28 protein-coding genes and 2 pseudogenes are annotated in these 25384 nt (G+C 64.6%); 27 read left to right on the top strand and 3 right to left on the bottom strand.

Annotation, left to right across the window (positions count from 1 at the left end; translation table 11 throughout):
* Window positions 1–59: 59 nt before the first annotated feature.
* Window positions 60–665: a manganese efflux pump gene (locus N687_RS0111365; RefSeq protein WP_029421971.1), complete on the top strand. Its 606-nt coding sequence runs from the start codon at window positions 60–62 to the stop codon at window positions 663–665.
* A 2-nt stretch (window positions 666–667) separates the two neighbouring features.
* Window positions 668–958, top strand: coding sequence for a sigma factor G inhibitor Gin (locus N687_RS0111360; RefSeq protein WP_331280137.1), 291 nt, complete (start codon window positions 668–670; stop codon window positions 956–958).
* A 130-nt stretch (window positions 959–1088) separates the two neighbouring features.
* Here the strand turns inward: N687_RS0111360 and N687_RS0111355 are convergent, their stop codons facing one another.
* Window positions 1089–2510, bottom strand: coding sequence for an NAD-dependent malic enzyme (locus tag N687_RS0111355; protein ID WP_029421969.1), 1422 nt, complete (start codon window positions 2508–2510; stop codon window positions 1089–1091).
* A gap of 86 nt (window positions 2511–2596) precedes the next feature.
* Between N687_RS0111355 and N687_RS0111350 the strand changes: the two genes are divergently transcribed.
* The 7 genes and pseudogenes from N687_RS0111350 to rsmI all read left to right on the top strand — a co-directional run bounded on the left by N687_RS0111350 (window position 2597) and on the right by rsmI (window position 8070).
* Entirely contained in the window at window positions 2597–4114 is a 1518-nt protein-coding gene (locus N687_RS0111350) for an aminotransferase class I/II-fold pyridoxal phosphate-dependent enzyme (RefSeq protein WP_051663174.1), read from the top strand.
* Window positions 4098–4709: a dTMP kinase gene (tmk, locus tag N687_RS0111345; protein WP_231493459.1), complete on the top strand. Its 612-nt coding sequence runs from the start codon at window positions 4098–4100 to the stop codon at window positions 4707–4709. Before N687_RS0111350 ends, tmk begins: the two co-directional genes overlap by 17 nt.
* A gap of 43 nt (window positions 4710–4752) precedes the next feature.
* On the top strand, window positions 4753–5082 hold the full coding sequence (locus tag N687_RS0111340) for a cyclic-di-AMP receptor (protein WP_029421966.1): 330 nt from the start codon (window positions 4753–4755) through the stop codon (window positions 5080–5082).
* Window positions 5069–6052, top strand: a complete 984-nt coding sequence (locus tag N687_RS0111335; RefSeq protein ID WP_051663173.1) for an ATP-binding protein — start codon at window positions 5069–5071, stop codon at window positions 6050–6052. Before N687_RS0111340 ends, N687_RS0111335 begins: the two co-directional genes overlap by 14 nt.
* Window positions 6024–6662: pseudogene (locus N687_RS0111330) on the top strand (PSP1 domain-containing protein); the annotation flags it as partial. The gene N687_RS0111335 and the pseudogene N687_RS0111330, both read left to right, overlap by 29 nt.
* A 60-nt stretch (window positions 6663–6722) precedes the next feature.
* The gene (locus N687_RS24780; protein WP_029421963.1) at window positions 6723–7010 is read left to right on the top strand and encodes an initiation-control protein YabA; all 288 of its coding nucleotides are present in this window, start codon (window positions 6723–6725) and stop codon (window positions 7008–7010) included.
* Between the two features lie 79 nt (window positions 7011–7089).
* Window positions 7090–8070, top strand: coding sequence for a 16S rRNA (cytidine(1402)-2'-O)-methyltransferase (gene rsmI / locus N687_RS0111320; RefSeq protein ID WP_051663172.1), 981 nt, complete (start codon window positions 7090–7092; stop codon window positions 8068–8070).
* Between the two features lie 102 nt (window positions 8071–8172).
* On the opposite strand, the gene N687_RS0111315 is transcribed toward rsmI, so the two are convergent.
* Window positions 8173–8412 carry an AbrB/MazE/SpoVT family DNA-binding domain-containing protein gene (locus N687_RS0111315; protein WP_029421961.1) on the bottom strand — a complete coding sequence of 80 codons (240 nt, stop codon included), beginning with the start codon at window positions 8410–8412 and terminating at the stop codon, window positions 8173–8175.
* 331 nt (window positions 8413–8743) lie between these two features.
* Here N687_RS0111315 and N687_RS0111310 point away from each other — a divergent pair, with 331 nt between their 5' ends.
* From N687_RS0111310 to N687_RS0111275, 8 genes are all read left to right on the top strand, one after another.
* Window positions 8744–9595 carry a basic amino acid ABC transporter substrate-binding protein gene (locus N687_RS0111310; RefSeq protein WP_029421960.1) on the top strand — a complete coding sequence of 284 codons (852 nt, stop codon included), beginning with the start codon at window positions 8744–8746 and terminating at the stop codon, window positions 9593–9595.
* A gap of 84 nt (window positions 9596–9679) precedes the next feature.
* Window positions 9680–10348 (top strand): amino acid ABC transporter permease, encoded by a 669-nt coding sequence (locus N687_RS0111305; protein ID WP_029421959.1) that lies wholly within the window; start codon window positions 9680–9682, stop codon window positions 10346–10348.
* A complete protein-coding gene (locus N687_RS0111300; RefSeq protein ID WP_029421958.1) occupies window positions 10335–11057 on the top strand; it encodes an amino acid ABC transporter ATP-binding protein in 723 nt (240 codons plus the stop codon). The genes N687_RS0111305 and N687_RS0111300 overlap by 14 nt, the downstream gene beginning before the upstream one ends.
* 241 nt (window positions 11058–11298) lie before the next feature.
* Window positions 11299–13329: a methionine--tRNA ligase gene (metG, locus tag N687_RS0111295; RefSeq protein ID WP_029421957.1), complete on the top strand. Its 2031-nt coding sequence runs from the start codon at window positions 11299–11301 to the stop codon at window positions 13327–13329.
* Window positions 13329–14099, top strand: coding sequence for a TatD family hydrolase (locus tag N687_RS0111290; protein WP_029421956.1), 771 nt, complete (start codon window positions 13329–13331; stop codon window positions 14097–14099). Before metG ends, N687_RS0111290 begins: the two co-directional genes overlap by 1 nt.
* The gene (locus N687_RS0111285) at window positions 14096–14728 is read left to right on the top strand and encodes a toprim domain-containing protein (protein WP_051663170.1); all 633 of its coding nucleotides are present in this window, start codon (window positions 14096–14098) and stop codon (window positions 14726–14728) included. Before N687_RS0111290 ends, N687_RS0111285 begins: the two co-directional genes overlap by 4 nt.
* Complete coding sequence (gene rsmA / locus N687_RS0111280) at window positions 14694–15581, top strand: 16S rRNA (adenine(1518)-N(6)/adenine(1519)-N(6))-dimethyltransferase RsmA (RefSeq protein WP_029421954.1); 888 nt, start codon at window positions 14694–14696, stop codon at window positions 15579–15581. Before N687_RS0111285 ends, rsmA begins: the two co-directional genes overlap by 35 nt.
* A 103-nt stretch (window positions 15582–15684) precedes the next feature.
* The gene (locus N687_RS0111275) at window positions 15685–16167 is read left to right on the top strand and encodes a ribonuclease H-like YkuK family protein (RefSeq protein WP_029421953.1); all 483 of its coding nucleotides are present in this window, start codon (window positions 15685–15687) and stop codon (window positions 16165–16167) included.
* 5 nt (window positions 16168–16172) lie between these two features.
* On the opposite strand, the gene N687_RS22220 is transcribed toward N687_RS0111275, so the two are convergent.
* Complete coding sequence (locus tag N687_RS22220; RefSeq protein WP_029421952.1) at window positions 16173–17018, bottom strand: glycosyltransferase; 846 nt, start codon at window positions 17016–17018, stop codon at window positions 16173–16175.
* Window positions 17019–17137: 119 nt separating this feature from the next.
* On the opposite strand from N687_RS22220, the gene yabG reads away from it, so the two are divergent.
* The 10 genes and pseudogenes from yabG to spoVG all read left to right on the top strand — a co-directional run bounded on the left by yabG (window position 17138) and on the right by spoVG (window position 25343).
* Window positions 17138–17998 carry a sporulation peptidase YabG gene (yabG, locus tag N687_RS0111265; RefSeq protein WP_029421951.1) on the top strand — a complete coding sequence of 287 codons (861 nt, stop codon included), beginning with the start codon at window positions 17138–17140 and terminating at the stop codon, window positions 17996–17998.
* Window positions 17999–18163: 165 nt separating this feature from the next.
* Window positions 18164–18439 carry a biofilm formation stimulator Veg gene (veg, locus tag N687_RS0111260; RefSeq protein WP_029421950.1) on the top strand — a complete coding sequence of 92 codons (276 nt, stop codon included), beginning with the start codon at window positions 18164–18166 and terminating at the stop codon, window positions 18437–18439.
* A 299-nt stretch (window positions 18440–18738) separates the two neighbouring features.
* Window positions 18739–18927 carry a small, acid-soluble spore protein, alpha/beta type gene (locus N687_RS0111255; RefSeq protein ID WP_029421949.1) on the top strand — a complete coding sequence of 63 codons (189 nt, stop codon included), beginning with the start codon at window positions 18739–18741 and terminating at the stop codon, window positions 18925–18927.
* A 301-nt stretch (window positions 18928–19228) separates the two neighbouring features.
* Complete coding sequence (locus tag N687_RS0111250) at window positions 19229–20071, top strand: cyanophycinase (RefSeq protein ID WP_029421948.1); 843 nt, start codon at window positions 19229–19231, stop codon at window positions 20069–20071.
* Window positions 20068–21660 (top strand): annotated as a pseudogene (locus N687_RS21030) (cyanophycin synthetase family protein); the annotation flags it as partial. The gene N687_RS0111250 and the pseudogene N687_RS21030, both read left to right, overlap by 4 nt.
* Window positions 21661–21734: 74 nt before the next feature.
* Window positions 21735–22718, top strand: coding sequence for a glutamate ligase domain-containing protein (locus N687_RS25135; RefSeq protein WP_331280136.1), 984 nt, complete (start codon window positions 21735–21737; stop codon window positions 22716–22718).
* 45 nt (window positions 22719–22763) lie between these two features.
* The gene (gene ispE, locus N687_RS0111240) at window positions 22764–23663 is read left to right on the top strand and encodes a 4-(cytidine 5'-diphospho)-2-C-methyl-D-erythritol kinase (RefSeq protein WP_331280135.1); all 900 of its coding nucleotides are present in this window, start codon (window positions 22764–22766) and stop codon (window positions 23661–23663) included.
* A gap of 85 nt (window positions 23664–23748) precedes the next feature.
* Entirely contained in the window at window positions 23749–24564 is an 816-nt protein-coding gene (gene purR / locus N687_RS0111235; protein WP_035462186.1) for a pur operon repressor, read from the top strand.
* A gap of 13 nt (window positions 24565–24577) precedes the next feature.
* Window positions 24578–24952 carry a RidA family protein gene (locus N687_RS0111230; protein WP_029421945.1) on the top strand — a complete coding sequence of 125 codons (375 nt, stop codon included), beginning with the start codon at window positions 24578–24580 and terminating at the stop codon, window positions 24950–24952.
* 118 nt (window positions 24953–25070) lie between these two features.
* Complete coding sequence (gene spoVG / locus N687_RS0111225; RefSeq protein WP_029421944.1) at window positions 25071–25343, top strand: septation regulator SpoVG; 273 nt, start codon at window positions 25071–25073, stop codon at window positions 25341–25343.
* Window positions 25344–25384 lie beyond the last annotated feature (41 nt).

The raw sequence follows: 25384 nt of genomic DNA, 5'->3' as shown, positions 1-25384 counted from the left end.
CGAAACAGCGACGAGCCTTGGCTCATAAGGTGTAAGGAGTCCACGGGGGGTGGAGCCGGATGGGTTCGACCATTGTGACCATCTGCGCCATTGCGCTGGCGGCCAACCTCGACAATGCGAGCTTTGGCATCGTCTACGGAATCCGCCACATCCACATCTCGTGGTGGGCGAACGCCATCATCGCCCTCATCTCGGGGGCGGCGACCTTCGTGGCCGGCTGGTTTGGCGAGGTCCTCACCCGCTACGTCCCGCCCCATCTCACGGCCTGGACTGGAGCGGTGGTGATGTGGCTGGTCGGCCTTTGGGTCCTCACCGAGCCTTTGCGCGGTCGCCAGGAGATCCTGCCGGAAGAGGGGAACGTGGTCAAGCGGATTCTGCGCGATCCCGCCGCTGCCGACTTGGATCATTCGCGCACCCTCAACCTGGGTGAGGCGGTCATCCTCGGCGTGGCGGCGGCGCTCAATGCGCTGGCTGGCGGCTTCGACGCCGGCGTCGTGCACATCGGCATCGTGTGGACGGCCGCCGCGGTGGCGTTCGCGAGCTTTGTGCTGCTGGGCGCCGCGGTGTACGTGGGGCGGCGCTACATCGCCAAGAAGCTGGGGAACTGGGCCACCTGCGTCGCCGGGTTGGTGATGATCGCCATCGGGATTCACCAGATTTGGTAGGTATGATTGCCAGTGTGATAAGCCATACTGGCTGCTGGAGGCGCCGGACAACGCGCGGCTTTGCCGGGACGCTTCGACCGGGGCTACGGATGGGACGGGTGATAGGATTGGACGGAAAGCAGGCACGACAGTGCATCGTGTGCCAGCAGGAGAAGGCGGACGGAATTACGGTGTGCGGACAGTTCATCTGCATGGACTGCGAGCGGGCAATCGTCTCCACGGATGTCTCTGACGTCCGTTATAAACATTACGTGGATTGCATGAAGCGCATTTGGTGGCGGGTTTGTCCTTGACCGCCCCTGAACCCGGCAGGCTACAGGCGGTCATATCGGACACCGCGGCACCAGCGGGGCGCTGCCTCAACCGCTGCGGGCTGCCGAGCAGCGGCGGCGCCGGCGTACGCCGGCGCCAGACGCCTGGGATTCAGTACGAGGGCACCGCGTGTTCGCGCCGTGCGACGCCGGTTCGGACCGCGGCCTCGGCGACAGCCCGGCTGACCGACTTGACGACCGCTTCGTTAAACACCGACGGAATGATGTACTGTTCGTTCAGCTGATGATCCGGCACACAGGCCGCAATCGCTTCCGCCGCGGCCAGTTTCATCTCCTCGTTGATCTCCCGCGCGCGCACGCGCAGCGCCCCCCGGAAGATGCCCGGGAAGCAGAGGACGTTGTTGATCTGGTTCGGGTAGTCGGAACGCCCCGTGGCCAGGATGCGCACGTAGGGCTCGGCTTCTTCCGGCAGAATCTCGGGGATCGGATTGGCCATCGCGAACACAATCGGATCGCGCGCCATCGCCTGGAGGTGCTCCGGTTTGAGCACACCCGGTCCGGACACGCCGATGAACACGTCCGCCCCGGTGATGGCGGCCATCAAATCGCCCCGGCGGCCCTCCGGGTTGGTGTGGTGCGCATACCAGTTCCAGATGGGGTTCTCATAGGGGTGATCGCGTTCGATGATGCCGGCGCGATCGACTCCGATCACGTTCTTGACCCCCGCCGACAGCAGGATCTTCGTGCACGCGACGCCGGCGGCCCCGATGCCGCACACGACCACGCGCAGGTCCGGCAGCTGCTTGCCGACCAGTTTGACGGCGTTGAGCAGGCCTGCCAGGATCACCACCGCGGTGCCGTGTTGGTCATCGTGGAAGACGGGGATGTCGAGCTCTTCGCGCAACCGCTGTTCGATCTCGAAGCAGCGCGGGGACGAGATGTCCTCCAGGTTGATGCCGCCGAACCCGGGTGCGATGGCTTTGACGATGGCGACAATCTCGTCGGTGTCCTTGGTGTTCAGGCAGATGGGAAAGGCGTCGACACCGGCGAACTGCTTGAACAGCATGGCTTTGCCTTCCATCACGGGGAGGGCCGCCTCCGGCCCGATGTCACCCAAACCCAGGACGGCCGTACCGTCGGTGACGACGGCGACCGTGTTGCGCTTAATGGTCAGCTGAAACGCTTTTGACGGGTCGTCGTGGATGGCTTGGCAAACCCGGGCCACCCCCGGCGTGTACACGCGGGAGAGGTCGTCGCGGTTCTTGACCGGGGTCTTGGCCTGGATCTCAATCTTACCGCCCAAGTGGACCAAGAACGTCCGGTCGGAGACGTTGATGACTTCGATTCCGGGGCGCTGGGCGAGCGATTCGACGACGCGCTCGCGGTGGGCATCGTTGTGCACGTTCACGGTGACGTCGCGGATGACGTGGTCCTTCTCGACGCGGATCACGTCTACGGCGATGATGTCGCCGCCGGCTTCCCCGATGGCCGTTGCCACCTGGCTGAACGCGGCGTCCGTGCTGATCTTCAGGCGAAGGATGAGGCTGAGCCCGTTTGTCTGTTGGATGGCCACCCTGATTCCTCCTCAGGCTTCCTAGCAGCTTGATGTCCAACATTGTATCATAGGGGGCAGCCAATGCCGCGGACGGGGGGTTAAGATTGATCGGAACCGTTGTCACGGACGGAAAGCCCGGGTGGGATGAAGCGGAAGCGCCGCTGTTGGCGGCGCTCGTCCGGATGGCAGGCCGAATTCGGCTGCCGCTGTTCGTCCCGGGTCACAAACAGGGCCGGCTGTTGCCCGGGAGGCTGTCTCCGTGGCTGGGGGCAGCGGCGAAGATCGATTTAACCGAGTTGCCCGGTTTGGACAACCTCCACCGCGCCGAGGGGTGCATCTTGCGTTCGGAGGCCCTGGCGGCGGCACACTACGGGGCGGAATGGTGTCTGTTCAGCGTCAACGGATCGACCGCGGGTGTGATGGCCGCATTGCTCGCAGCGGCACCGGGCGGCAAGGTGGTGTTCGCCGGTCCTTTCCACCAGAGCGCGTGGCGGGGCCTGGTGGTCGCGGGTGCCGAACCGGTGCTGATCCCGGGCGCATGGGACGCCGGGCGTCAGGTGGTTCGCCCGCCGGCCCCGGCCGAGGTGGCGCGGGTGTTGGAGGATGCGCAGGGGATCCGGGCCGTGTACGTCACTTCGCCTACCTACGCAGGGGTGCGCGCCCAAGTGCGTGAGCTGGCGGAGGTGGCGCATCAGCACGGGGTGCCTCTGATTGTGGACGAGGCGCACGGGGCGCATTTCGGGCTGGTGCCGGAACTGCCGCCGCACAGCATCCAGGAAGGTGCGGATGTGGTGGTGCAGAGCGTGCACAAGATGCTGCCCGGGTTGACGCAGACGGCCTGGGTGCTCGGCCAGGGGCGGCGGGTGGACCGCGTGGCCGTGGCCGAGGCGCTCTCCGCGCTGCAGACCACGAGTCCGTCGTATCTGTTGCTGGCATCCTTGGACGCGGCCCAGCTGTGGCTGCGCACGGAGGGGGCGGATGCGGCTGCCAGTGCGGTGGCGGCGATGGAGGCCGTGTGGCAGGCGTATCCGCATCACCGCCTGGACGATCCGCTGCGCCACTTCCTGCCGACTGGCGGGATGGCGGCGAGCCAGCGCGTGCAGGCCGCACTGCAGGATGCGGGCATTTGGGTGGAATACGCCGATCCCCTGGGGGTGCTCAGCGTATTCGGATTGGCGGCTGAACCCGTGGGTGTCGGAAGGTATCTCGACGCACTGACCGGGGTGGCTCCGCCGGCCAGGCCGTCGCTCGTCGGTCCTTCGCCCGGCGGCCGGCCGGCGGCAGAAGTGTCGGCCGCGGGTTCGGACGCCGGCCTGGCATCGCCGCTGGTCCGGCTGATGGCGCACAGCGCCGCTCCTCTGGCCGCCGCGCCGCGCGAGGTGTTTTTCGCTCCTCGGACGTGGGTGCCGGTGGGAACGGCCGCGGGACGTGTGGCCGCGGGGCTCATCACGCCGTATCCGCCGGGGGTGCCGGTGGTCCTGCCGGGGCAATCGCTGGACGAAGAGCTGTGCGCCGCCCTGTCGGCGCTGTTGGAGACTGAGTACGAGGTGCACGGCGTGGACGCGGCGGGGAACATCCCTGTGCTGCAGGAAGGAGGGGTCGCAGGTGTTCATCACGTTTGAAGGGTTGGATGGCGCGGGGAAGAGCACGCAGATTGAACGCTTGCGGGCCCGTTTGGAAGCCTCCGGCAGGCGGGTGATGTGCACCCGGGAACCGGGTGGGACACCGCTCGGCGATGCGCTGCGGGCGCTTCTGCTCGATCCGGCACGCCGGGACATTGCCCCGCGCACCGAGGCCCTGCTGTACGCGGCCTCGCGGGCGCAACTGCTATGGGAACGGGTGCGGCCAGCTCTCGCCCGGGGGGACGTGGTGCTCTGCGACCGCTACGTCGACGCCAGTCTCGCGTACCAGGGCGAAGGGCTGGGTCTCGGGATGGACGCGGTGGCCGCGGTGAACCGGTTTGCCACAGGCGGGCTGAAGCCGGACCTGACGTTTCTCCTCGACGTGCCGGTGGCGGTCAGCCGCGGGCGTGTGCAGGCGGGGCGCGGACAGGCGGATCGCATCGAACAACGCGGGGATGAATACTTTAATCTTGTCAGGGACGCGTTCTTGCGCATCGCGGCGGCGGAACCGGAGCGCATCGTCGTCCTGGACGGCACCCGGGACGCGCAGGCCCTGGAGCAGGAGATCTGGTCCCGCGTGGAGAAGAAACTGTAATCGCGAATGGTCAACCCATCCGCGGAAAAAGGTGGTGTGTGGGATGAAGATGGTCATGGCGGTCGTCCAGGACAAGGACAGCCCGCGGCTGGCTCAGAATCTCGTCAAGGCCGGGGTGCGCGCCACCAAACTGGCGAGCACCGGCGGGTTTTTGCACGCAGGCAACACCACGTTCATGATCGGCACCGAGGAGGACCGGTTGGAAGAGGTGTTGGACATCATCCGCCAGAGTTGCCGATCGCGCGAACAGGTCGTGACACCGATGGCGCCGATGGGCAATCAGATGGAGTCGTTCATCCCGTACCCGGTCAGCGTGCAGGTCGGCGGGGCCACCGTGTTTGTGTTGGATGTGGAGCGCTTTGAACACTTCTGAAGCCGGCGCCACACGCCGGGTTGTCCCGTTGTCTGAGTGGCCGATTCAGACCGACCTGCTGGGCCGGCTGCGGGAGGACATCGCGTCGGGACGTGTGCCGCACGCCATGCTGTTCGTGGGGGAAGCGAGCCAGAACCGTCGATTTGTGAATTTTCTGTCTCAAATGCTCCTCTGCACCGGGGAGCCGGCCCCCTGCGGCCAGTGCGCCGCATGCATTCAATTCGAGTCGGGCAACCACCCCGATCTGTATGCGCTCGACCGAGAAGGTACCGCGGTTAAGACGGGCCAGGTGGAGGCATTGCAGGAGCGACTGAAACTGCGCGCCCACGCGGGCGGGCGCGTGGTCTACGTCGTGCACGGCGTGGACGAGATGACGCCCGTGGCGGCCAACCGGCTCCTGAAGACGTTGGAGGAACCGTGGCCCTCCGTGATCGCCCTGTTGACCGCAGGGAGCGTCCGGCGGGTTCTGCCCACCATTCGATCTCGCTGTTTCCTGTTCCCCCTTCCGCCGGCCGGTTCGGCACCTTGGGACGACGCCATTCCGGCCGAGGAGGGAGCGGACCCGGAGGGAGATCCCCGGTTTGCCAGCCTGATTGAGCCGGTGATACAATGGACGGAGACCCTGTTGAAGGGCGCCGAGCCGGCAGTCATCCTGGCCGACCGGCTTGTTCGGGCGGCGGAGGATGCCGAATTCTCCGACGCGCTGTATGTCCTGGCGATGTGGCTGCGAGACCTGATGCACACCTGCGCGGGGGACGACCGCCACATTCGGTTTGGCGAATACCGTGCGCAGTTGAAAGAGCAGTCGAGCATGACAAACGTGGCCGAACTGGCCAAGGCCATCGCGGTGGTGCTGGAGACGAGAGTGCGGACACGCTCGCACGTCGCCGCTACGCTCAACGCGGAGCGCATGTGTGTTCGACTCCAGGAGGTTTTTGCCAGTGTATACGGTCATCGGCGTCCGCTTTAAGACGGCGGGCAAGATATATTACTTTGATCCGGGTCCTTTGACCCTCCGGCGCGGGGATCATGTCATCGTGGAGACGGCGCGGGGCATTGAGTACGGCGAGGTGGTGGTGGGCAACAAGTCCGTGGCGGAGGAGGACGTGGTGCTGCCACTGAAGCAGGTCATCCGCGTCGCGGATGCCAAAGATGCCGAGACCGTCGCGGAGAACCGGCGCCGCGCCAAAGCTGCGATGCAGGTGTTCCGTGACAAGGTGGCGTCCCACCAGTTGGAGATGAAACTGGTCGACGCCGAGTATACGTTCGACCGCAACAAATTGATCTTCTACTTCACCGCCGAGGGGCGGGTGGATTTTCGGGAGTTGGTCCGGGACCTTGCCTCTGTGTTCCGGGTCCGCATTGAGTTGCGCCAGATCGGCGTCCGGGACGAGGCCAAGATCCTCGGCGGGATCGGGCCCTGTGGCCGACTGTTGTGCTGCAGCACGTGGATGGGTGAGTTCGATCCGGTCTCCATCCGCATGGCCAAGGACCAGAGCCTGTCCCTCAATCCCACGAAAATCTCCGGTCTGTGCGGAAGGTTGATGTGCTGCCTGAAGTTCGAGAACGACACCTACCAGGACCAGGGCGTCGCCTCGTCGCACTGAGGCGGCCCCGGGCCGTGGACCGGGAGAACGCGTATGGACAAACACTCGCTGTTCGTGCAGGTGGCGAACCTGGAGGAGCGAATCGGTGAACTCTACGAGGAACTGGGTGTCCTGCGCCAGAAAATCCTCGAACTGATAGAGGAAAATCAGCGCCTGTCCCAGGAGAATGCCCGCTTGCGTGAAGCAGGCGGTTCTCCAGAGGAGGGGTATGATAATCTGCTGCGCATCTATCAGGAAGGCTTCCATATCTGCAACGTGAAATACGGCAGCCTTCGAACCGAAGGCGAGTGTCTGTTCTGCATGTCGATTCTGGAGAAGTGAGTACCCAGGGGCCCGTCCCGCAGAGGGGGCGGGCTTTTGCGCACCTGCCACGTACCTGCGGGCGGAAGGAGGGGATGGCGTGCAGATCCGAAGGAGCTTTTCCGGGGAGGGACCCAGGCTGTATGTCTGCAGCACGCCCATCGGCAACCTGGCGGACGCCAGTTTCCGCCTGGTGGAGACGCTGCGATCCGCCGACGTGATCGCGGCGGAGGATACGCGTCACACCCGAAAGCTGTTGTCACACTACGACATCCACCCCCGCCTGCTGGTCAGCTATCATGAGCACAACCGGCGCCAGCGGGCGGACGACCTGATCCGCTGGTGGCAAGAGGGCAAAACGGTGGCGCTCGTCACGGATGCGGGGACCCCGGGGGTCTCCGATCCAGGGGACGACGCCGTCGCGCTGGCCATCGAGCACGGCGTGCCGGTCATCCCGGTGCCGGGTGCCAGCGCGGTGCTTGCCGCGCTGACGGGAAGCGGATTCCCGGTGCAGCCGTTCACGTTCCTCGGCTTTCTGCCGCGCGGCCGGACCCAGGCGCTCGACGTGCTGCGCCTCTACGCCGGCACGCCGGGGGCCCTGGTGCTGTACGAAGCGCCTCACCGGCTGATCAAGACGCTGCGCCTGTTGGACGAATTGTGGCCGGAGCGCCGGGTGGTCCTCGCCAAGGAGTTGACGAAGCGCCACGAGTCATTTCTGACGGGAATGCCAGCGGAGCTCGCCCGGCATCTCGAGGAGGAACCGCCGCGCGGCGAGTACGTGCTGGTCCTTGAGCCTGCCCCGGCCGGCACGGGATGGCGCTCACCCGTGCAGGACACCGATCCGGCGAGCGGTGCGACGGCGTCTGCCGCCGGCGCATCCATAAAGGCCGGTCCATCTGTGGCCGCCGGTGGTTTGGGGCCGGACGGGGCAGCGGCGCCGGTCGATCCGCTGGAGAATGCCGCCGCCCTCGTGCGGCAGGCGATGGCGCAGGGGATGTCGCATGCGGCCGCGGTTCGGGCCGTTTCCGGGCAGACGGGCGTTCGGCGGAAAGACCTGTATCATGCGACACTTGAACGTTGATGTAAAAGGGCTGGCCCGTGTTGGACCAGCCCGTGTTGCCGATTCTCGTTGCGAACTCGAATTCCCCTTCCCCCTGGCGCGGTCAGCCGCGCATCGCCGCCGTCAGGACTTCATCTCGGCGATACAGGCGGGACAGATGTTCTTCCCCTTGAAATGGATGATCTCGTCGGCGTTGCCGCAGAAGATGCAAGCCGGCTCATACTTCTTGAGGATGATCCGGTCACCGTCCACGTAGATCTCCAACGCGTCCTTCTCGCCAATGCCCAACGTCCGGCGCAGTTCGATGGGAATCACCACGCGTCCCAGCTCGTCCACCTTGCGCACAATCCCTGTAGATTTCACTGCACAGCACCCCCGCGATAAAGATAAAATGGTTGTCTTTTTTTCTGTGTCGTCTCCCGCAGAAGCGGGCTTTGCATGCTGGCATGATAGGGAGTCGCTATCATCGCATGCAAAAACTTGAATTTTACCTAACTATACACGATCAGGCGTGTTTTGCAAGAGGCATGGTTGAGTTTGTTGTGATTTGGGCAAATTTCTCTTCCCGGGTCGCACGCTGGACCGGACAGATTTTACCGGACTGGATACGGTATCCTGTTGTGTTCGTGAGTGGATTCATATAAACTGTGAAAGCGGATTCGGTTGCCAATTAGGAAGGATTGGGGGGTTATCCATGAAGAAGGGGACAATGTGGGCGGCCCTGTTGTTGGCGGGCGCCGCGCTTGCCGGATGCGGCGCTAGCGGTGGAAACGCGGCGAGCCCGGCGGGCAACGGAACCCAGAACGCGACGGCGGGTCAAGGTACACAACAAGAGACGATTCTCGTGGGCGCGGACACCACCTTCCCTCCGTTCGAGTCCATGCAGGGCGGCCAGGTGCAGGGTTTTGACATCGAGCTGGTCCAGGATATCGCTCAGGTGGAGAACCTGAAGATCGAGCAGATCAAGACGATGCCGTTCGAAGGCTTGATCCCCGCCCTGCAGGCGGACCAGGTGGACGTCGCGGTGGCCGGGTTCACCATCAAGAAGAGCCGCATGGAGAAGGTCAACTTCTCGAACGCGTACTACAAATCCGGTCTTTCCATCCTGGTGAAGAAAGGCTCCAACATCAAGGGCTTGGACGACCTGAAGAACAAGGTGGTCGCGACCAAGAAAGGCACCTCCTCTGTGGACCTGCTGAAGAAAAACGGGATCACGAACATCAAGCAGTTCGACAACATCGACCAAGCCTACAGCGCGCTGGAGTCGGGTGGCGCGGACGCCGTGGTGTTCGACAACCCGGTCAACATCAACTTCAAGAACCAGCATAACGACGTGGAGATCGTCGGCGGCCTCTTGACCGGCGAGTACTACGGCATCGCGGTGACCAAGGAGAAGCCGGATCTCCTGAAGAAGATCAACGATGGCCTGCAGAAACTGCAGCAGGACGGCACCTATGAGAAGCTGTTCGACAAGTACCTCGGCGGCGACAAGGCCGGCTTGGTCAACGGCGTGAAGACGCCGGACGAAGTCGCGCTCGACAGCTGAGCCAACGCGTCGTACGGCAACAGGACAACACGGGTGGCGTAGCAGGGCTCCGGCTACGCCACCTTTGTGCAGGAGGTGCAGGGAATGAGCCACATCTGGGAGCAGTGGCCGCAGATCTGGGCCGGTTTCCTGAGCACAGTTGAGTTTTCCGTTATCGCCATTCTCTTGGGTACCGTGATTGGCCTCATCGCCGCGCTGATGAAACTGGCCCGGTTCGCGCCGGCGCGTTGGCTCGCGACCGTCTACGTCGAACTGTTCCGGGGTACGCCGCTGTTGGTGCAGCTGTTTTTCATCGCGCTCGGTCTGCCCGCAGTACTCCCCTTGAACAAATGGTTCGGCCCCCAGACGTATCCGCTGGTGGCCGGCGCCGTCGGCCTCGCCCTCAACGAAGGCGCGTACATCACCGAGATCATCCGCGCCGGCATCCTCGGCGTCGACCGCGGGCAGTGGGAGGCGGCGGCCAGCATCGGCATGTCCCGCTACCAGACCATGCGCTACATCATCCTCCCCCAGGCGTTCAAGCGCATGATCCCGCCGCTCGTCAATCAATTTGCGCAGACGGTGAAAGACACCTCCCTGTTGGCGCCCATCGCCATCACGGAGTTGGTCTACTCCGCGCAGGAGGTCATCTCGGTCTATTTCAACGCGTTCTCCATGTGGCTGATCGTCGCCCTGATGTACTTCGTGGTGATCTTCCTCATCACGCGGTTGGCCGCGTACCTGGAGAGGAGGTTGCAGATTGATAAGCGTTGAGAATCTGCACAAGTCGTTCGGCCGGCTGGAAGTGTTGAAGGGTGTCACCACTCATGTGGATCCGCAGGAGGTCGTGGTCGTCATCGGCCCTTCCGGCAGCGGCAAGAGCACGTTTCTCCGCTGCTTGAACGGATTGGAGACGGTGACCAGTGGCCGCATCGTGATCGATGGCGTGGAACTGACCGATCCAAAGGTGGACATCACCAAGCTGCGCCAGCGCGTCGGCATGGTGTTCCAACGGTTCAACCTGTTCCACCACCTGACGGTGCTCGACAACATCACCATCGGGCCGCGCAAGGTGCTCAAGCGTTCCCGGGAGGAGAGCGAACAACAGGCGTACGAACTGCTCGACAAGGTGGGGTTGCGCGATAAGGCGCACAGCTTCCCCGATGAGCTGTCGGGCGGCCAGCAGCAGCGCGTCGCTATCGCGCGGGCGCTCGCGATGAAGCCGTCGGTGATGTTGTTCGACGAGCCCACATCGGCGCTCGATCCGGAGATGGTCGGCGAGGTCCTGCAGGTGATGAAGGACCTGGCGCGCGAGGGCATGACGATGGTCGTCGTCACGCACGAAATGGGATTCGCCCGCGAGGTGGGCGACCGGGTGCTGTTTATGGACGGCGGCGTGATCGTCGAGGAGGGCAAGCCGCAGGAACTGTTTGCGAATCCGAAGGAGGAGCGGACGCAGGCGTTTCTCAGCAAAATCCTGTAGCGAGTTGACACCCCCGGATGGAGTTGCTATATTGAAGCAAAGTTTCCGGGCAGCGGATCACACGTGCAGGCGGCGCTCGCCCCGAAAGGGGCGAGTTTTTTGGCGTTTGGCGTTGCGCGGGCATTTCACTCCGTTTGTGCTGCGCAAGTCACTTCGTGAAATGCCCGCGCAACGGGCGAGGGCGTGAATGCGGCGCCTTTTGGACAGCACTCGCAGGGGCCTTGCGGATGGGGGGACTGTCATGGCGAAACCGACGTTTTATATCACGACGCCGATTTACTATCCAAACGATAAGTTGCACATCGGCCACTCCTACACCACCGTGGCGGCCGATGCGCTGGCCCGGTACAAGCGCCTGCGCGGGTACGATGTGATGTACCTGACGGGCACGGACGAGCATGGACAGAAGATCCAGCTGCGCGCTCAGGAAGCGGGCAAGCCCGTCATGCAGTTCTTGGACGAGATCATCGCGTGGATCAAAGACCTGTGGGACAAGCTCGATATCTCGTACGACGATTTCATCCGCACCACCGAATCGAGGCACACGAAGGTGGTCGAGGAGATCTTCGAGCGGCTGATCGATCAGGGGGACATCTACCTGAGCGATTACGAGGGCTGGTACTGCACCCCGTGCGAGTCGTTCTGGGCCGAACGTGAGCTGGTGGATGGCAAGTGCCCGGACTGCGGCCGCGAGGTGCAGTTCGTCTCGGAGGAGAGCTACTTCTTCCGGATGAGCAAGTACGTCGACCGCCTGCTGCAGTACTACGAGGAGCACCCGGATTTCATCCAGCCGGAGTCGCGCAAGAACGAGATGATCAACAACTTCATCAAGCCTGGTCTGAAGGACCTGTGCGTGTCGCGCACGTCGTTCGACTGGGGCATTCCGGTGCGGCGCGATCCGAAACACGTGGTCTACGTGTGGCTGGACGCCCTGACCAACTACATTACCGCCATCGGCTACGGTTCGGACGATCCGGCGCTGCGCGCGAAGTTCGAGAAGTACTGGCCGGCCGACGTGCACTTCGTCGGCAAGGAGATCGTCCGCTTCCACGTCATCTACTGGCCCATCATCCTGATGGCGCTCGGCCTGCCGCTGCCGAAGAAGGTGTACGGCCACGGGTTCTTGCTCATGAAAGACGGCAAGATGAGCAAGTCGAAGGGCAACGTGATCGATCCAAAATTGCTCATCGACCGCTACGGCAGCGACGCCATCCGCTACTTCCTGCTGCGGGAGATCCCGTTCGGGCAGGACGGCGTGTTTACGCCGGAGGCGCTGGTGGAGCGGCTGAATTTCGATCTCGCCAACGACTTCGGCAACCTCGTGCACCGCACGGCGGCGATGCTGCACCGTTTCCTCGGCGGCCGCATCCCCCAGCCGGGGCCGCGCACCCAGGCGGAGCTGGAGCTCGCGGAGCTGGCGGAGCAGACGGTGCGGGACGTGGAGCAGCACATGGACCAAATGCAGTTCTCCGTGGCGCTGGCCGACATCTGGAGGCTCGTGCGGGCGGCCAACAAGTACATCGACGATATGGCGCCGTGGGCCCTGCACAAACAGGGCGACGAGGAGCGGCTGCGCACGGTGATGTACACGGTGGCCGAGACCATCCGGCTGGTCAGCGTGTGGGTGCAGCCGTTCATCCCGCGTGCGGGGGTACAGGTGCTGGATCAATACGGGATCTCGCCGGAGCACCGCACGTGGGACAGCACGCATCGGTTCGGCGCCAGCATCGGAGGCAGCGAAGTCGAGCAACGGCCGCCATTGTTCCCGCGCCTCGACGTCGAACAGGAGTTGGAGGCGCTGGCCGGCTTGACGCGCGGAGCGGCCCCGGCCGCGAAAGACCAGACCGAGCCCCGGGCGGATGCGGGGGCTGGCGAAGACGGGCGTGAGAGAGCAAGGCAGGAGGGACAAACGGTGGAGACGCAAGCCCCGGCGGGAGTGCAGACGAAGGACACCATCGGCATCGACGTGTTTGATCAGGTCGAGCTGCGCGTCGGCCAAATTCGCGCGGCGGAGCGGATCCCGAATGCCGACAAACTGCTGCGCCTGGAGGTGGACCTGGGGGCGGAGACGCGCCAGATCGTCTCCGGCATCGCCAAGCACTTCCAACCGGAGGAGCTGGTCGGCAAGAAGGTGGTGGTCGTGGTCAACCTGAAGCCGGTGAAACTGCGCGGGGTGGAATCCTACGGGATGATCCTGGCAGCGTCGACGGATGACCAGTTGCAGCTGGTGACGGTGCCTGACTTCATGCCCAACGGAGCCGTGGTGAAGTGATGCTGTTCGACACCCACTGCCATCTGTTCGACGAGCGGTTCCGGGACGACCTGGACGAGGTGGTGGCGCGCGCCCGCACGGCGGGTGTGCGCCACTTCGTCGTCCCCGGGGTCGACCTGGAGACCAGTCAGGCGGCCATCGCCCTGGCCGAGCGGTATGAAGGGGTGTACGCGGCGGTCGGTGTGCATCCCGAGTCCCTCGCCGAGTACCGGCCGGAGATGCTCGACGGCATTCGGCGGTTGGCCGCGCATCCGAAGGTCGTGGCCATCGGTGAGATCGGGCTGGACTATTACTGGGATGTGGCGCCGCGCGAGGTGCAGAAGCAGGTGTTTCAGGCACAGATCGACCTGGCGCGCGAGCTGGGGCTGCCGGTCGTCGTCCACAACCGGGACGCCACGGAGGACGTGGTCCACATCCTCGAAACGGGCGCGGCCGGGGTTACCGGCGTCATGCACTGTTTTACGGGTGACCTGGAGACGGCGATGCGCTGTGTGCGCTGCGGCTTTTTGATCTCGTACGGGGGACCCCTGACGTTCAAGAACGCGGAGGATGTGCGACAGGGGGCGGCCGGGGTGCCGCTGGATGCGCTGGTGGTGGAGACCGATTCGCCGTACCTGTCCCCCCATCCCTTCCGCGGCAAGCGCAACGAACCGGAGCGCGTGCGCCTCGTCGCAGAGAAGCTGGCGGAGGTCCGCGGCCTCCCGCTCGAGGAGATGGCGGCCATCACGACGCGCAATGCCCTTCGCCTGTTCAGGCGGGTGACGGAATGACGCGGTGCGGGGAAGGCCCTTCCGTCACCACCGAGCGGGTGCGCATCCGCGAGATCGTCGTCGTCGAGGGATGGCACGACAAACAGGCGGTGGACCGGGCGCTCGATGCCGACGTGTGGGTGCTCGGGGGCGATCGCGTCGCCCGGCGGACGCTGGCGGAGTTGCGCAGGGCCAGCCAGCACCGCGGCGTCATCCTCCTCACAGACCCGGACGGTCCCGGGGAGCGCATTCGCCGGAGGGTCGCCGAGGCGGTGCCTGGTTGCAAGCACGCGCACGTGCCCCGATCGAAGGCCCGTGGACACGGTCGCATCGGCGTCGAGCACGCCGATCCCGCAGCCATCCGGGACGCGGTGCTGGCGGCGCGCCCTGAGCGCACCCACGCGCGACCAGAACCGGTGTTCCATCTCACCGACCTGGCGGACGCAGGGCTGACCCAACACCCCCTGGCCGCGTTTCGGCGCCGGCGGGTGGGGGAGATACTCGGTATCGGATACGCCAATGCCAAGTCGTTTCTGAAAAAACTCAACGCGTTAGGCGTCACCCGGGCGGAGTGGGATGCCGCCTTGGCGGCGTTGGCGTCGGAGGAGGACCGGCATGGAGACCCGCGTGGACGCGGCGAAGCCCAGTGAGTTGAAGGCGCTGTTGGCCGAACACGGATTTCGGTTCAAGAAACAGCTGGGGCAGAATTTTTTGATCGACGAACGGGTGCTCCAACGGATCGTCGACGCGGCGGAGGTGGAGGCCTCCGACGGCGCCTTTGAGATCGGACCGGGCGCTGGCGTCGTCACGCAGCGCCTGGCCGCGCGCGTCCACCGGGTGGTGTGCGTGGAGAAGGACGAGCGGCTTCGCGGGGTGCTGTCTCGCGCCCTGGCGGGGTGTGACAATGTCGAGGTGCGCTTCGCCGACGTGCTCGAGTTGGACCTGGAGGACCTGTGGCACCGCTTTGACGACTGCGCCCGGGTCGCCGTGGTCGCCAACCTGCCGTACTACGTCACCACGCCGATCCTGTTTCACGTCCTGGAGTCGGGGGTGCGCTTCGACACCATGGTGATCATGGTGCAACGCGAGGTGGCGGACCGGCTGTCCGCCCAGCCCGGCGGCAAGGCCTACGGGGCGCTGACTCTCGCCGTCCAGTACCGGGCCATCGTGGAGCCGGTCTGCCGGGTCAGCCCCGGGGCGTTCCTGCCGCCCCCCAACGTCGAGTCCATGGTCGTCCGGCTGCGTCGCCGACTCAGGCCAGCGGTCGAGGTCCGGGACGAACGGCTGTTCTTCCGGGTGATCCGAGCCGCCTTCGCCACCCGCCGCAAGACGCTCCTCAACGCCCTGACCGGCCAGCTCCCGCTGCAGCGCGAAGGATGCCTCGCGGCGCTGGAAGAGGCCAGGATTGATCCCGGACGGCGCGGGGAGACCCTCAGCCTGGAGGAGTTCGCACGGCTGGCGGAAGCCGTCGCATCCGTCCCGGCGGGCCGCGGGGATGGCTGAAGGCTGAAGTTACCGGTCCGCCCGAGGAGGCGGAAACGCGGCGGACGGTATATACTGATAGCCAAGCGATACGCAAGCGGTTCTGGCAAAGGAGCTGTGATCCATGTGGACGTTTGACAGCCCGAGCCGCGGCACCCTGACGCTGAAACAGGTCACGGAGGACGTTCGAACGCTGGTGGCCCAATATCCCCAGGATGAGTTCCGGGTGATGGTGGGCACGGACTCCCAGCCCAAACCCGGGCGGCGCCACGTGACCTTCGTCACAGCCGTCATTGTCCACCATGTCGGCAAGGGGGCCCGCTATTACATCCATCGGGAGCAACAGGAGCACATCTATTCCTTGCGCCAGCGCATGTTCACGGAGGCTTCGTACTCACTCCAGGTCGGCGGTTTGCTGTCGGAAGAGTTGAACAAGCTGGGCGGGGACTGCCGGTTGGAGGTGCACCTCGACGTCGGGGAGCGGGGGCCCACCAAGCAGTGGGTGCGGGAAATCGTCGCGTGGATCACGCAGAACGGATACGACGCGCGCATCAAACCCGATGCGTTCGGCGCGTCCAAGGTCGCCGACCGATACACCAAGAATTGACGGGTTCATGCCCTTTCTAGGTTCCATGAGGCACCGATGCGGCGGAGGATATCCACACGGCGCTGGGAGTGGTACCCGTCCCACCAAACCCCCTGCCAGCGGCGAGTCGGCCTCCGCCCCGTCAACAGGCAGTACCCTTCTATTGCGTCTCCCCATAGTGTCTCGCGCATCCGCTCGGCGTGCAGGCGATCGCGCGTGCGATTCCCAGTGAGCCGGGCATCCCAACCGCGCACGACGGCCAGGCGCAGGTCCGGGCCGGACGCGAGCACGCAGCGTGCGAACCATTGGCCGGGATGGTGCAGCCAGAACGGAGAGAGGTCGAGAAACGCACGCCGGTGGATCAACCACGGGCTCTCCGCCGGAGACACGTCCATCCACTGCGGCCAGCGGCTTCTCAGCGCCCGGTGCCAAAGCCAAAGATCCGGCCGTGTGGCGGGCGGGGTACGCCGATTCGCCATCCGGGCGACGACCGCCGGCCGCCCGACAAATACCATCTGGGCGCGGCTCACCGTGGCGCGAGCTAACCATTCCTGCAGCATCGGACCGAACCCTCCGCCCCAATCCCCGTCCACGTGCAAAAACCAACCGGTGTCGGGAAAGGTCCGCATCGCCACGTAGGTGCCGACGGCGCGCGGGACATCCGGGCCGAGGGCGGGTTTCAAATCGATCACCCGGGCTTCCCAGCGCAGCCGTGCCAGAGCCTTCTTCGCAGCGGCGGCACTTCCGTCCCGGCTTCCGTTCACGACAATGATCCCTCTGCGGACGCCCGCCCGGTGCATCTGGGCCAGGGCGTTGCCGATGCGGTCGGCCTCGTTTCGAACCGGCACAATGGCGCACAATGGTACGGCCATTTGTATCCCCCTTGCTCCCCATGGCACGTGGGCTGGGCGGTCGTCCCGGTTCCCGTCACGCCCCTCTCCGGCGGGACGTATGCTATGGGAGCGACGAATGTCTCGAGGAGGGGCGCGCCTTGTGGAAACCCGGTGACATTGTGACTCGAAAGTCCTACGGACACGACCTGTGTTTCGTGGTCGTCGAGGTGGATGAACCGTCGGCCACCGCCATTTTGAAAGGACTCGACGTCCGCTTGATGGCTGACGCACCGTTCGACGACCTGGAGGCGGTTTCCGAAGAGGAGATGAAGCGGTTTGAGGCCAACCGCAACCGGGTGGAGAGCGAGTGTCTCCGCCTCGTCCAGTCGCGGCGCGCGATGGAGTGGGAAAAGCGCGCACTCCGCAAAGAAGCCCGGTTTCAGTCGAACCCCGATTTTTTTGAACGGCCCGGGCGGGTTCTTCATTTGGACGGAGATGGAACATACCTCCAGAAGTGTCTCCACATGTACAGAGAACTCGGGATCCGGGCGATTGGGCAACATGTGCCGGAGCCGCAGATGCCGAACGTGATCGCCGGATTGTTGGAGAAGTACGCCCCCGACATCCTCATCATCACCGGCCACGACGGGGTGATCAAAAAGGGCAAGGACTGGTCGGATCTGTATAACTACCGCAATTCCTGCCATTTCGTCAAAGCGGTCGAGGGCGCCCGCCGTTGCGTGCGCAGTATGGACGATCTCATCATTATCGCGGGCGCCTGCCAATCCCATTTTGAAGCCATTCTGGAGGCGGGAGCGAATTTTGCGAGTTCACCGCAACGCATTATGATCCACGCGCTCGATCCGGTGTTCATCGCGGAAAAGATCGCCTACACGCCGATCAACGAAACGGTCAATGTCTATGATGTGGTCCGCTCCACCTATACGGGAACCGACGGCATCGGCGGCCTCGAGTCACGCGGAAAATACCGTCTGGGGCTGCCGAAATCATTGTATTAGACCGCCTTGCGCCCTATGACACCGCGTATTCGCCGGGGCAGTCCGATGCGCAACCGTTAGGGATACCCATTGACAACGAAAAACATGCGTTGTTATAATTATAAACCTTTATTGACACCCGCCTATCCACGTGGTACAATACCGTGTGGAAAGAGGTGGTGTGTGTTGGCACGGAATGCGCTCCACGAGATCAAGCGCAGCCTGGACGGCCTGATTGGCGAAAGGGTGTTATTGAGGGCCAACGGTGGCCGCCGAAAGACCATCGAGCGGACGGGGGTTTTGGAAGAGACATACCCGTCTGTGTTCGTGGTGAAATTGGACCCGCCCGACGGTTCTTTTAAACGGGTGTCCTACAGCTATGCGGACGTTTTGACGGAATCCGTCGAATTGATGGTGTACCGCAACGGAGACCAGGTCCGCGTGACCTACACACAGTCATAATTCCACGGAGAATGAATATCTGGACGGCCTTGCGGCCGTCTTTCTGTTTTCATCGTATGGGCGTGGTACCGTTGGTGCGTTGCGCTACGCTTCTTGCGCTAACGCGAGACGCTTCGCGCAACGCACCACCGTTAAAAGGGGTTTGGGCGTGCGCCGTGCGGGCGTGTCGCGGAACGGCTCGCGTCAGCGCAGGAGTGGAGCGACACGCCCGTACGTGCATGCCAACCATATCCTGATTGGAGGGAACCACGGGTGCACAACCTGTATGTGGGCCGCAGAACCCGAGGAGGCGGTTTGCGATGGCGAGACGTGGAGGCACCATGTCGGAAGCGATGAAGATCGAGCTGGCGAAAGAGCTGGGGTTTTACGACACCGTCCAACGCGAGGGATGGGGCGGCATCACCACGCGTGACGCCGGCAACATGGTGAAACGCGCGATCGAAATTGCAGAACGTGCCTTGGCGCAACAGGGGACGGACCGTCTTTAACCGGACGACCACCGAGCTGCGGCCCCGGCCGGGAGACTCCCGGCCGTTTTTGCGTGGGGTGCGTCGCGGCGCTCGGCTTCTGCTTTGCAAGCCGCTTCGCGCCGTGCCCCACCCCCCGTCGTCAGGTTCGCGGGCGTTTCGCGAAGTGTCTTGCGCAGCACAAACGTAGCGAAACGCCCGCGCGACCCCTCCGAATAACCCGTTTGGGCCTGATGCATGATAAGGACGGTTTTTCCATCCTCCGGAAAGCGGAGAGAACACCTGCCGCCGTATCACGCGGCCGCGGGTAGGGGGGACGGTTTTGCGCCGGAGATCCGGCACGCTCGTCATCATCGGCGGGAATGAGGATAAACAAGGCGAGTGCAAAATCCTGCGTGAGGTGATCCGGCTCGGCGGCGGCACGGAGGCCCGCGTGCTCGTGATCACAGTGGCCACCGAGTTGCCGATTGAGGTCGGGATGGATTACGTGGAGGTGTTCAAGCGCCTCGGTGCGCGCGATGTGCGAACTTTCGACGTCTCCGACCGCAAATCTGCGAACCGCGACAGCGCCGTCGAGATGATTCGGGACGCGACGTGCATCTTTTTCACGGGCGGGGACCAGATGCGCATCACCAAGCTGCTCGGCGGGACGCGCATCGACGCGGTGCTTCACGACGCGCTGGGCGGCGGGACGGTGCTGGCGGGCACCAGTGCAGGTGCGTCCATGATGTCCAGCACGATGATCGTCGACGGGGAGCCACAGACCAATCCCCGCATCAGCGTCGTTCAGATGGCTCCCGGTATGGAGTTTCTGGATGGTGTCGTCATCGACCAGCACTTCGCCCAACGCGGCCGTTTGGGGCGCCTACTGTCCGCGGTCTCCCAGTACCCGCATCACTTGGGGCTCGGAATCGACGAGGACACGGCCATCGTCGTCGAGGGCCAGGCGTTCCGGGTGCTCGGGCGGGGAGCCGTCAGCGTCGTCGACGCCGGCGCGATGACGCACTCCAACTTGGACCGGGTCCGGTACGACGAGGCGTTGGCGCTGTGCGGGGTGAAGCTGCACATTCTCCCCGAGGGGTATGGGTTCCACTTGCGCACGCGGGAACCGATCGTTCATTGGGAGCGGTGGCAGTCGAACGAGGGCAAGGAGTTGACGGAATGAACATCGTCTCGGTACGCCACTTGGATGGCCCGAACATCTATATCTACAAACCGGTCATGATTGCCCGTGTTGACCTGGAAGGGTTGACAGAACGGGAGAGTTATGAGTTTCCGGGGTTCCCCGACCGGCTGTTGCGCACCCTGCCGGGGCTGCGGGAGCACCACTGCGCGAAGGGAGCGCCGGGCGGCTTCGTGGAGCGGCTGTACGGAGGGACGTACTTCGGCCACATCGTGGAGCACGTGGCCATTGAATTGGCCTGCCTGGCCGGCGTCGATGTGCACTTCGGCCGCACGGTGTACGCTGGCGGACCAGGGCTGTACGACATTGTGATGGAATGCAAGGCGTATGCCTGTCAGCATTATCTCTTGCAGGCGGCCATCGGTTTGGTCGAGGACCTGTTACAGGGTGTGTCGCCGTCCCTGGACGCTGTGTTGGTTGAGGCGGAGCGCATCCTGGCCCGGACGGAACTGGGGCCCAGCACTCGGGCTATCGTGGAGGCGGCGCACCGGCGCAACATCCCCGTCCGACGGTTAAACGAGGGCAGCCTGATTCAGCTCGGTTACGGCAAGCACCGGAAACTCGTCGAGGCGACCGTCACGGAGCGGACCTCGGCGGTCTCAGTGGACATCGCCTGCGACAAGGAGCTGACGAAACGCCTGCTGGCCGCGGCGGGCATCCCCGTCCCGGATGGGGAGTTGGCGGAAGACGCCGAGGGCGCTGTGGCGGCCCTGCGGCGGATGGGCCCGCCGGTGGTCGTCAAACCGTTCAACGGAAATCAGGGGCGCGGGGTGAGCCTGAACCTCCAGTCGGAACAGGAGGTGCGGGAGGCGTACGAGATCGCCAGGACCATTTCACCGCGCGTCCTTGTCGAGCGGTACGTACAGGGGCGGAACATCCGCTTTTTAGTGGTCGACGGACGATTCGCCGCCGCCAGCGAGCGCATTCCGGCTCGTGTGTTTGGCGACGGACTGCACACGGTGCAGGAGTTGATTGAACTGGCCAATGCCCATCCTCTCCGCGGAATGGGGCACGAAAAGCCTCTGACGCGCATCCAGGTCGACGCCGTGGTGATGTCTACCCTGCGCCGACAGCACCTGTCCCTATCCTCGGTCCCCGCGCCGGGGCAGGAGGTGTTGCTGCGCGCCAGCGCCAACCTGTCCACCGGGGGCGAGGCCATCGACGTGACGGGCGACGTGCATGAATCCTACGTTCGGCTGGCCGAACGCATCGCCCGTATCATCGGGCTGGACGTGTGCGGCATCGATATGGTCGTCGCCCGCCCAGAAGCCCCCTGCGACCGAAACGGGTGCACAGTCATCGAGGTGAACGCTGCGCCCGGCATTCGCATGCATGAGCACCCTTCCTACGGATCGCCCCGGGCCGTCGGGGAACGCATCGTCGAATCCCTGTTCCCGAACGGGGCCGACGGCCGCATCCCCATCGTGTCCATCACCGGCACCAACGGAAAGACGACGACGACCCGCCTCATCGCTCATGTCCTGGCGGCCACGGGCCGGACGGTGGGGATGACGACGACCAGCGGGGTCTGGATCGGCGGAGAACGGGTTCTGGAAGGGGACACGACAGGCCCGGACAGCGCCCGGGTGGTGCTCTCCGATCCCGCGGTCGAGGTGGCTGTCCTGGAGACGGCGCGGGGGGCATCGTGCGCGGGGGGCTGGCGTACGATCGCGCGAACGTCGCCGTCATCACCAACATCCGCGTGGACCACCTCGGCCAGGACGGCGTGGAGACCCTCGAGGATCTGGTCCACATCAAGTCCCTCGTCGGCGAGTGCGTCTGGGAAGACGGCACCGTTGTCCTCAACGCCGACGACGAACGCCTCGTCGAATTGGCGCCGCGGCTCCCTGCCCAAGTCGCTTACTTCTCGATGTCGGAACAAAACCCGGTGTTGAAGCGGCACCTGGCGTGCGGCGGCGTCGGGTATTACGTGTCGCGCGGATGGATTGTGGAAGGGCGCGGGAACCTGACCTGGGAGGTCGCGCCGGTCCGCGACATCCCGCTGACCATGCAGGGGCTGGCCCGATTTCACACCGAGAACTGCCTGGCCGCCGTGGCCGCCCTGCGCGCCCTCGGATGCACACGCCAGCAGGTGGCCAGCGGCCTGACCACCTTCCTGCCGAGTGAACACAACCCCGGCCGGTGCATGCTCTACCGGCTCCCCGGCGGCGCGTACGCCGTCCTCGATTACGGCCACAACCCGGATGGCTTTCAGCGGATGGGGGAGTGGTTGAAGCAGGTCCCGCACCGCCGTCTGATCGGGGTCGTCGGCGTGCCGGGGGACCGGATGGACTCGGTGATCCGGCAGAGCGGCCGGCAGGCGGCAGAGATCTTCGACGCTTTTGTGGTCAAGGAGGACGCGGACAAACGCGGCCGCCGGGACGGGGAGGTGGCGGCCCTCCTGGCGGAGGAGATCCAGGCGCTGGCGCCGGGGAAGCCGTGCACCGTGATCGCCCGTGAACCCGAGGCGCTGCGGTTCGCGCTGTCTCAAGCGGGGCCCGGGGACGTGGTGGTGATGTTCTTCGAACAACTGGCGCCGGCGCAACAGGTGGTGCGGGCGTTCGGCGGCGTGCCCGTGGCCGGCTTCGACGTGACGCCGGCGCAGCCGTTCGCCGCCGTACCGCTGTGACTTGACTCCCCTGCCCCGCTCCCGCATGCTAAAGGGTGTTGTGGGGTGGGCGCATTGTTGGTCGAGCACGCGTTTGCGAAAATCAATCTCACCTTGGATGTTTTGGGACGGCGGGAAGACGGGTATCACGAAGTCGACATGGTGATGCAGACGGTCGATCTCGCAGACGTCCTGACCCTGGAAGACGACCCTGGCGGGGACATCACCATCGACGCCAGCGTTTCCACAGTCCCTCTGGACGAGCGCAACCTCGCCCACACCGCCGCGCGCGTGTTTCGGGCGCGAAGCGGTCTGACGCGAGGGGTGCATATCCATATCGATAAGCAGATCCCGGTGGCGGCCGGTCTAGCCGGCGGATCGGCTGACGCGGCGGCGGTGCTGCGCGGCCTGAACCGGCTATGGGCGACCGGCCGCCCGCTCGCCGAGTTGGCGGAGTGGGGAGCGTCCGTCGGCTCGGACGTGCCGTTCTGCGTCTGGCGCGGCTGCGCCGTCGCGCAGGGGCGAGGGGAGCGAATTGAACCGATCCGTCACACCATGAACGCCTGGGTGGTGCTGGTGAGGCCGCCCGTCTTCGTCTCGACGGGAGACGTGTACGCCGCTTTGACGCGCGCGGACTACAGCGCGGCGCCCCGCAGCCCGGTGATGAAGGCCGCCCTGGTGGCGGGCGATTTTGAGGCCGTGCGAGCGAATGTATTCAACGCGCTGGCCCCGGTGACGTTCCGCCTGTATCCGGAGGTCGGGCGAGTGGCACAGCGCGTGCAGCAGGTGGCGCAGGTCCCGGTGTTCATGTCGGGCAGCGGGCCAACCTTGTACTGCCTCCTTCCCACGCGCGGTGCAGCCCAGCGGGTATACCACGCGCTCCGGGGGTTTATGCGCGAGGTGTATCTGTGCCGGTTCCTCACCGCGGCGCCCCTGCCGGCCCGGAATGCCGGCATCATTCCCTGATCACGGTACGCTTTTCCTGGGGAAGACGGTGTGCTATATTCGCTTCGGACCTGCCCGCATCCGCGGAGCAGCGCCCGCGAGGAGGATGGATGTGCGCCGTTCGGAACGCTTGATTCGCGTCACCAAAAACCTGCTGGATCAACCCAACCGTGCCTTGTCGCTGTCCGAGTTGGCAGAACGTCTGGAGGCAGCGAAATCGTCCCTCAGCGAGGACGTGGCCTTGGTGAGGAGCGTTCTCGAACGGGATGGCAGCGGTGTCGTGTGGTCCATCGCGGGCGCAGCGGGGGGTGTGAAATACCAGGTACGCGTGCCGCCCGCCCAGCGCGAGGCGTTCCTGCAGGCCATTGTGGCCCGGTTGTCCGATCCCTCCCGCATCCTGCCGGGGGGATTTCTCTACATGTCCGACGTTCTCGGCGATCCAGACGTATTGGACTTGGCCGGACGCCTGTTCGCCGAAGCCTTCGCGGACCGGGAAATCCAGGTGGTGGTGACGGTGGAGACCAAGGGTATCCCGCTCGCGGTGTCGGCCGCGCGCTACCTGCACGTGCCGGTGGCGGTGGTGCGCCGGGATCACCGGGTGACGGAGGGCGCGTCGGTGAGCATCCATTACATCTCCGGCTCTGAGCGGCGGATTCAGACCATGTCGATGTCGAAACGCGCCATGCCGCAGCGTGCGCGGGCATTGGTGGTGGACGACTTCATGAAGGCCGGCGCCACCGCCAAGGGCGTGGTCAACCTGCTCGCGGAGTTTGAGGCGCAGGTCGCAGGGGTCGCGGTGTTTGTGGCGACCCAGGAGCCGGCCGAAAAACTGGTTCCCGAGTACGTGTCTCTGTTCACCCTCGGCCCTCTGCAGGAAGGCGAGGGGGTTATCCTGACTCCGGCGTTGCCGGTACACTCGTGAAGGAGGTCTTCGCATGGACGTGATTTCAACCCAGCAGGCTCCCGCGGCCATCGGGCCCTACGCGCAGGCCGTTTCGGCAGGACCCTACGTGTTTACCTCCGGTCAGATCCCGTTGCGGCCAGACGGGACGTTCGTCGACGGCTCGGTGGATGAACAGGTGCAGCAGGTGTTGGCCAACTTGGACGCGATTCTGACGGCGGCCGGCGTGACGCGCAAGGACGTGGTGAAGGCGACGATTTACCTGACCGATCTGGCGAACTTTGAACGTGTGAATCGGGCCTACGGGGAATATTTCGGGGATCACCGTCCGGCGCGATCGACCGTGCAAGTGGCGGCCCTGCCGCGGGGGGCGGCGGTGGAGATCGAATTCACCGCACTGCGCCCTTGACCCTTCCGAATCCGAAACATGATTTTTTGAAAATTTGTACTGGACAAGCAGGAATTCGGCCACCCGCCGCGAATAGGGTACTCAGGATCATTCGCGGACAACAAGGGTGGTGAAACAGGTGCAGATCACGGATGTCCGCCTTCGCAGAGTCAACGGCGAAGGCCGTATGAAAGCCATCGCGTCCATCACCATCGACAGTGAGTTCGTCGTCCATGACATCCGCGTCATCGACGGGAACAACGGCATGTTCGTGGCGATGCCGAGCAAGAAGACGCCGGATGGGGAGTTCCGCGACATTGCGCACCCGATTTCTTCGGCGACTCGGCAAAAGATCCAGGAAGCGGTGTTGGCGGAGTACTACCGTACGGATGTGGCCCAGCCCACCGCGTAACGTTGTCTGTTCCTCTGCGTAGGGCAGGGATGAGGGACCCC

The sequence above is a fragment of the Alicyclobacillus macrosporangiidus CPP55 genome (assembly GCF_000702485.1).
Lineage (GTDB): Bacteria > Bacillota > Bacilli > Alicyclobacillales > Alicyclobacillaceae > Alicyclobacillus_H > Alicyclobacillus_H macrosporangiidus_B.
This window is presented reverse-complemented; position numbering and strand designations above follow the sequence as displayed.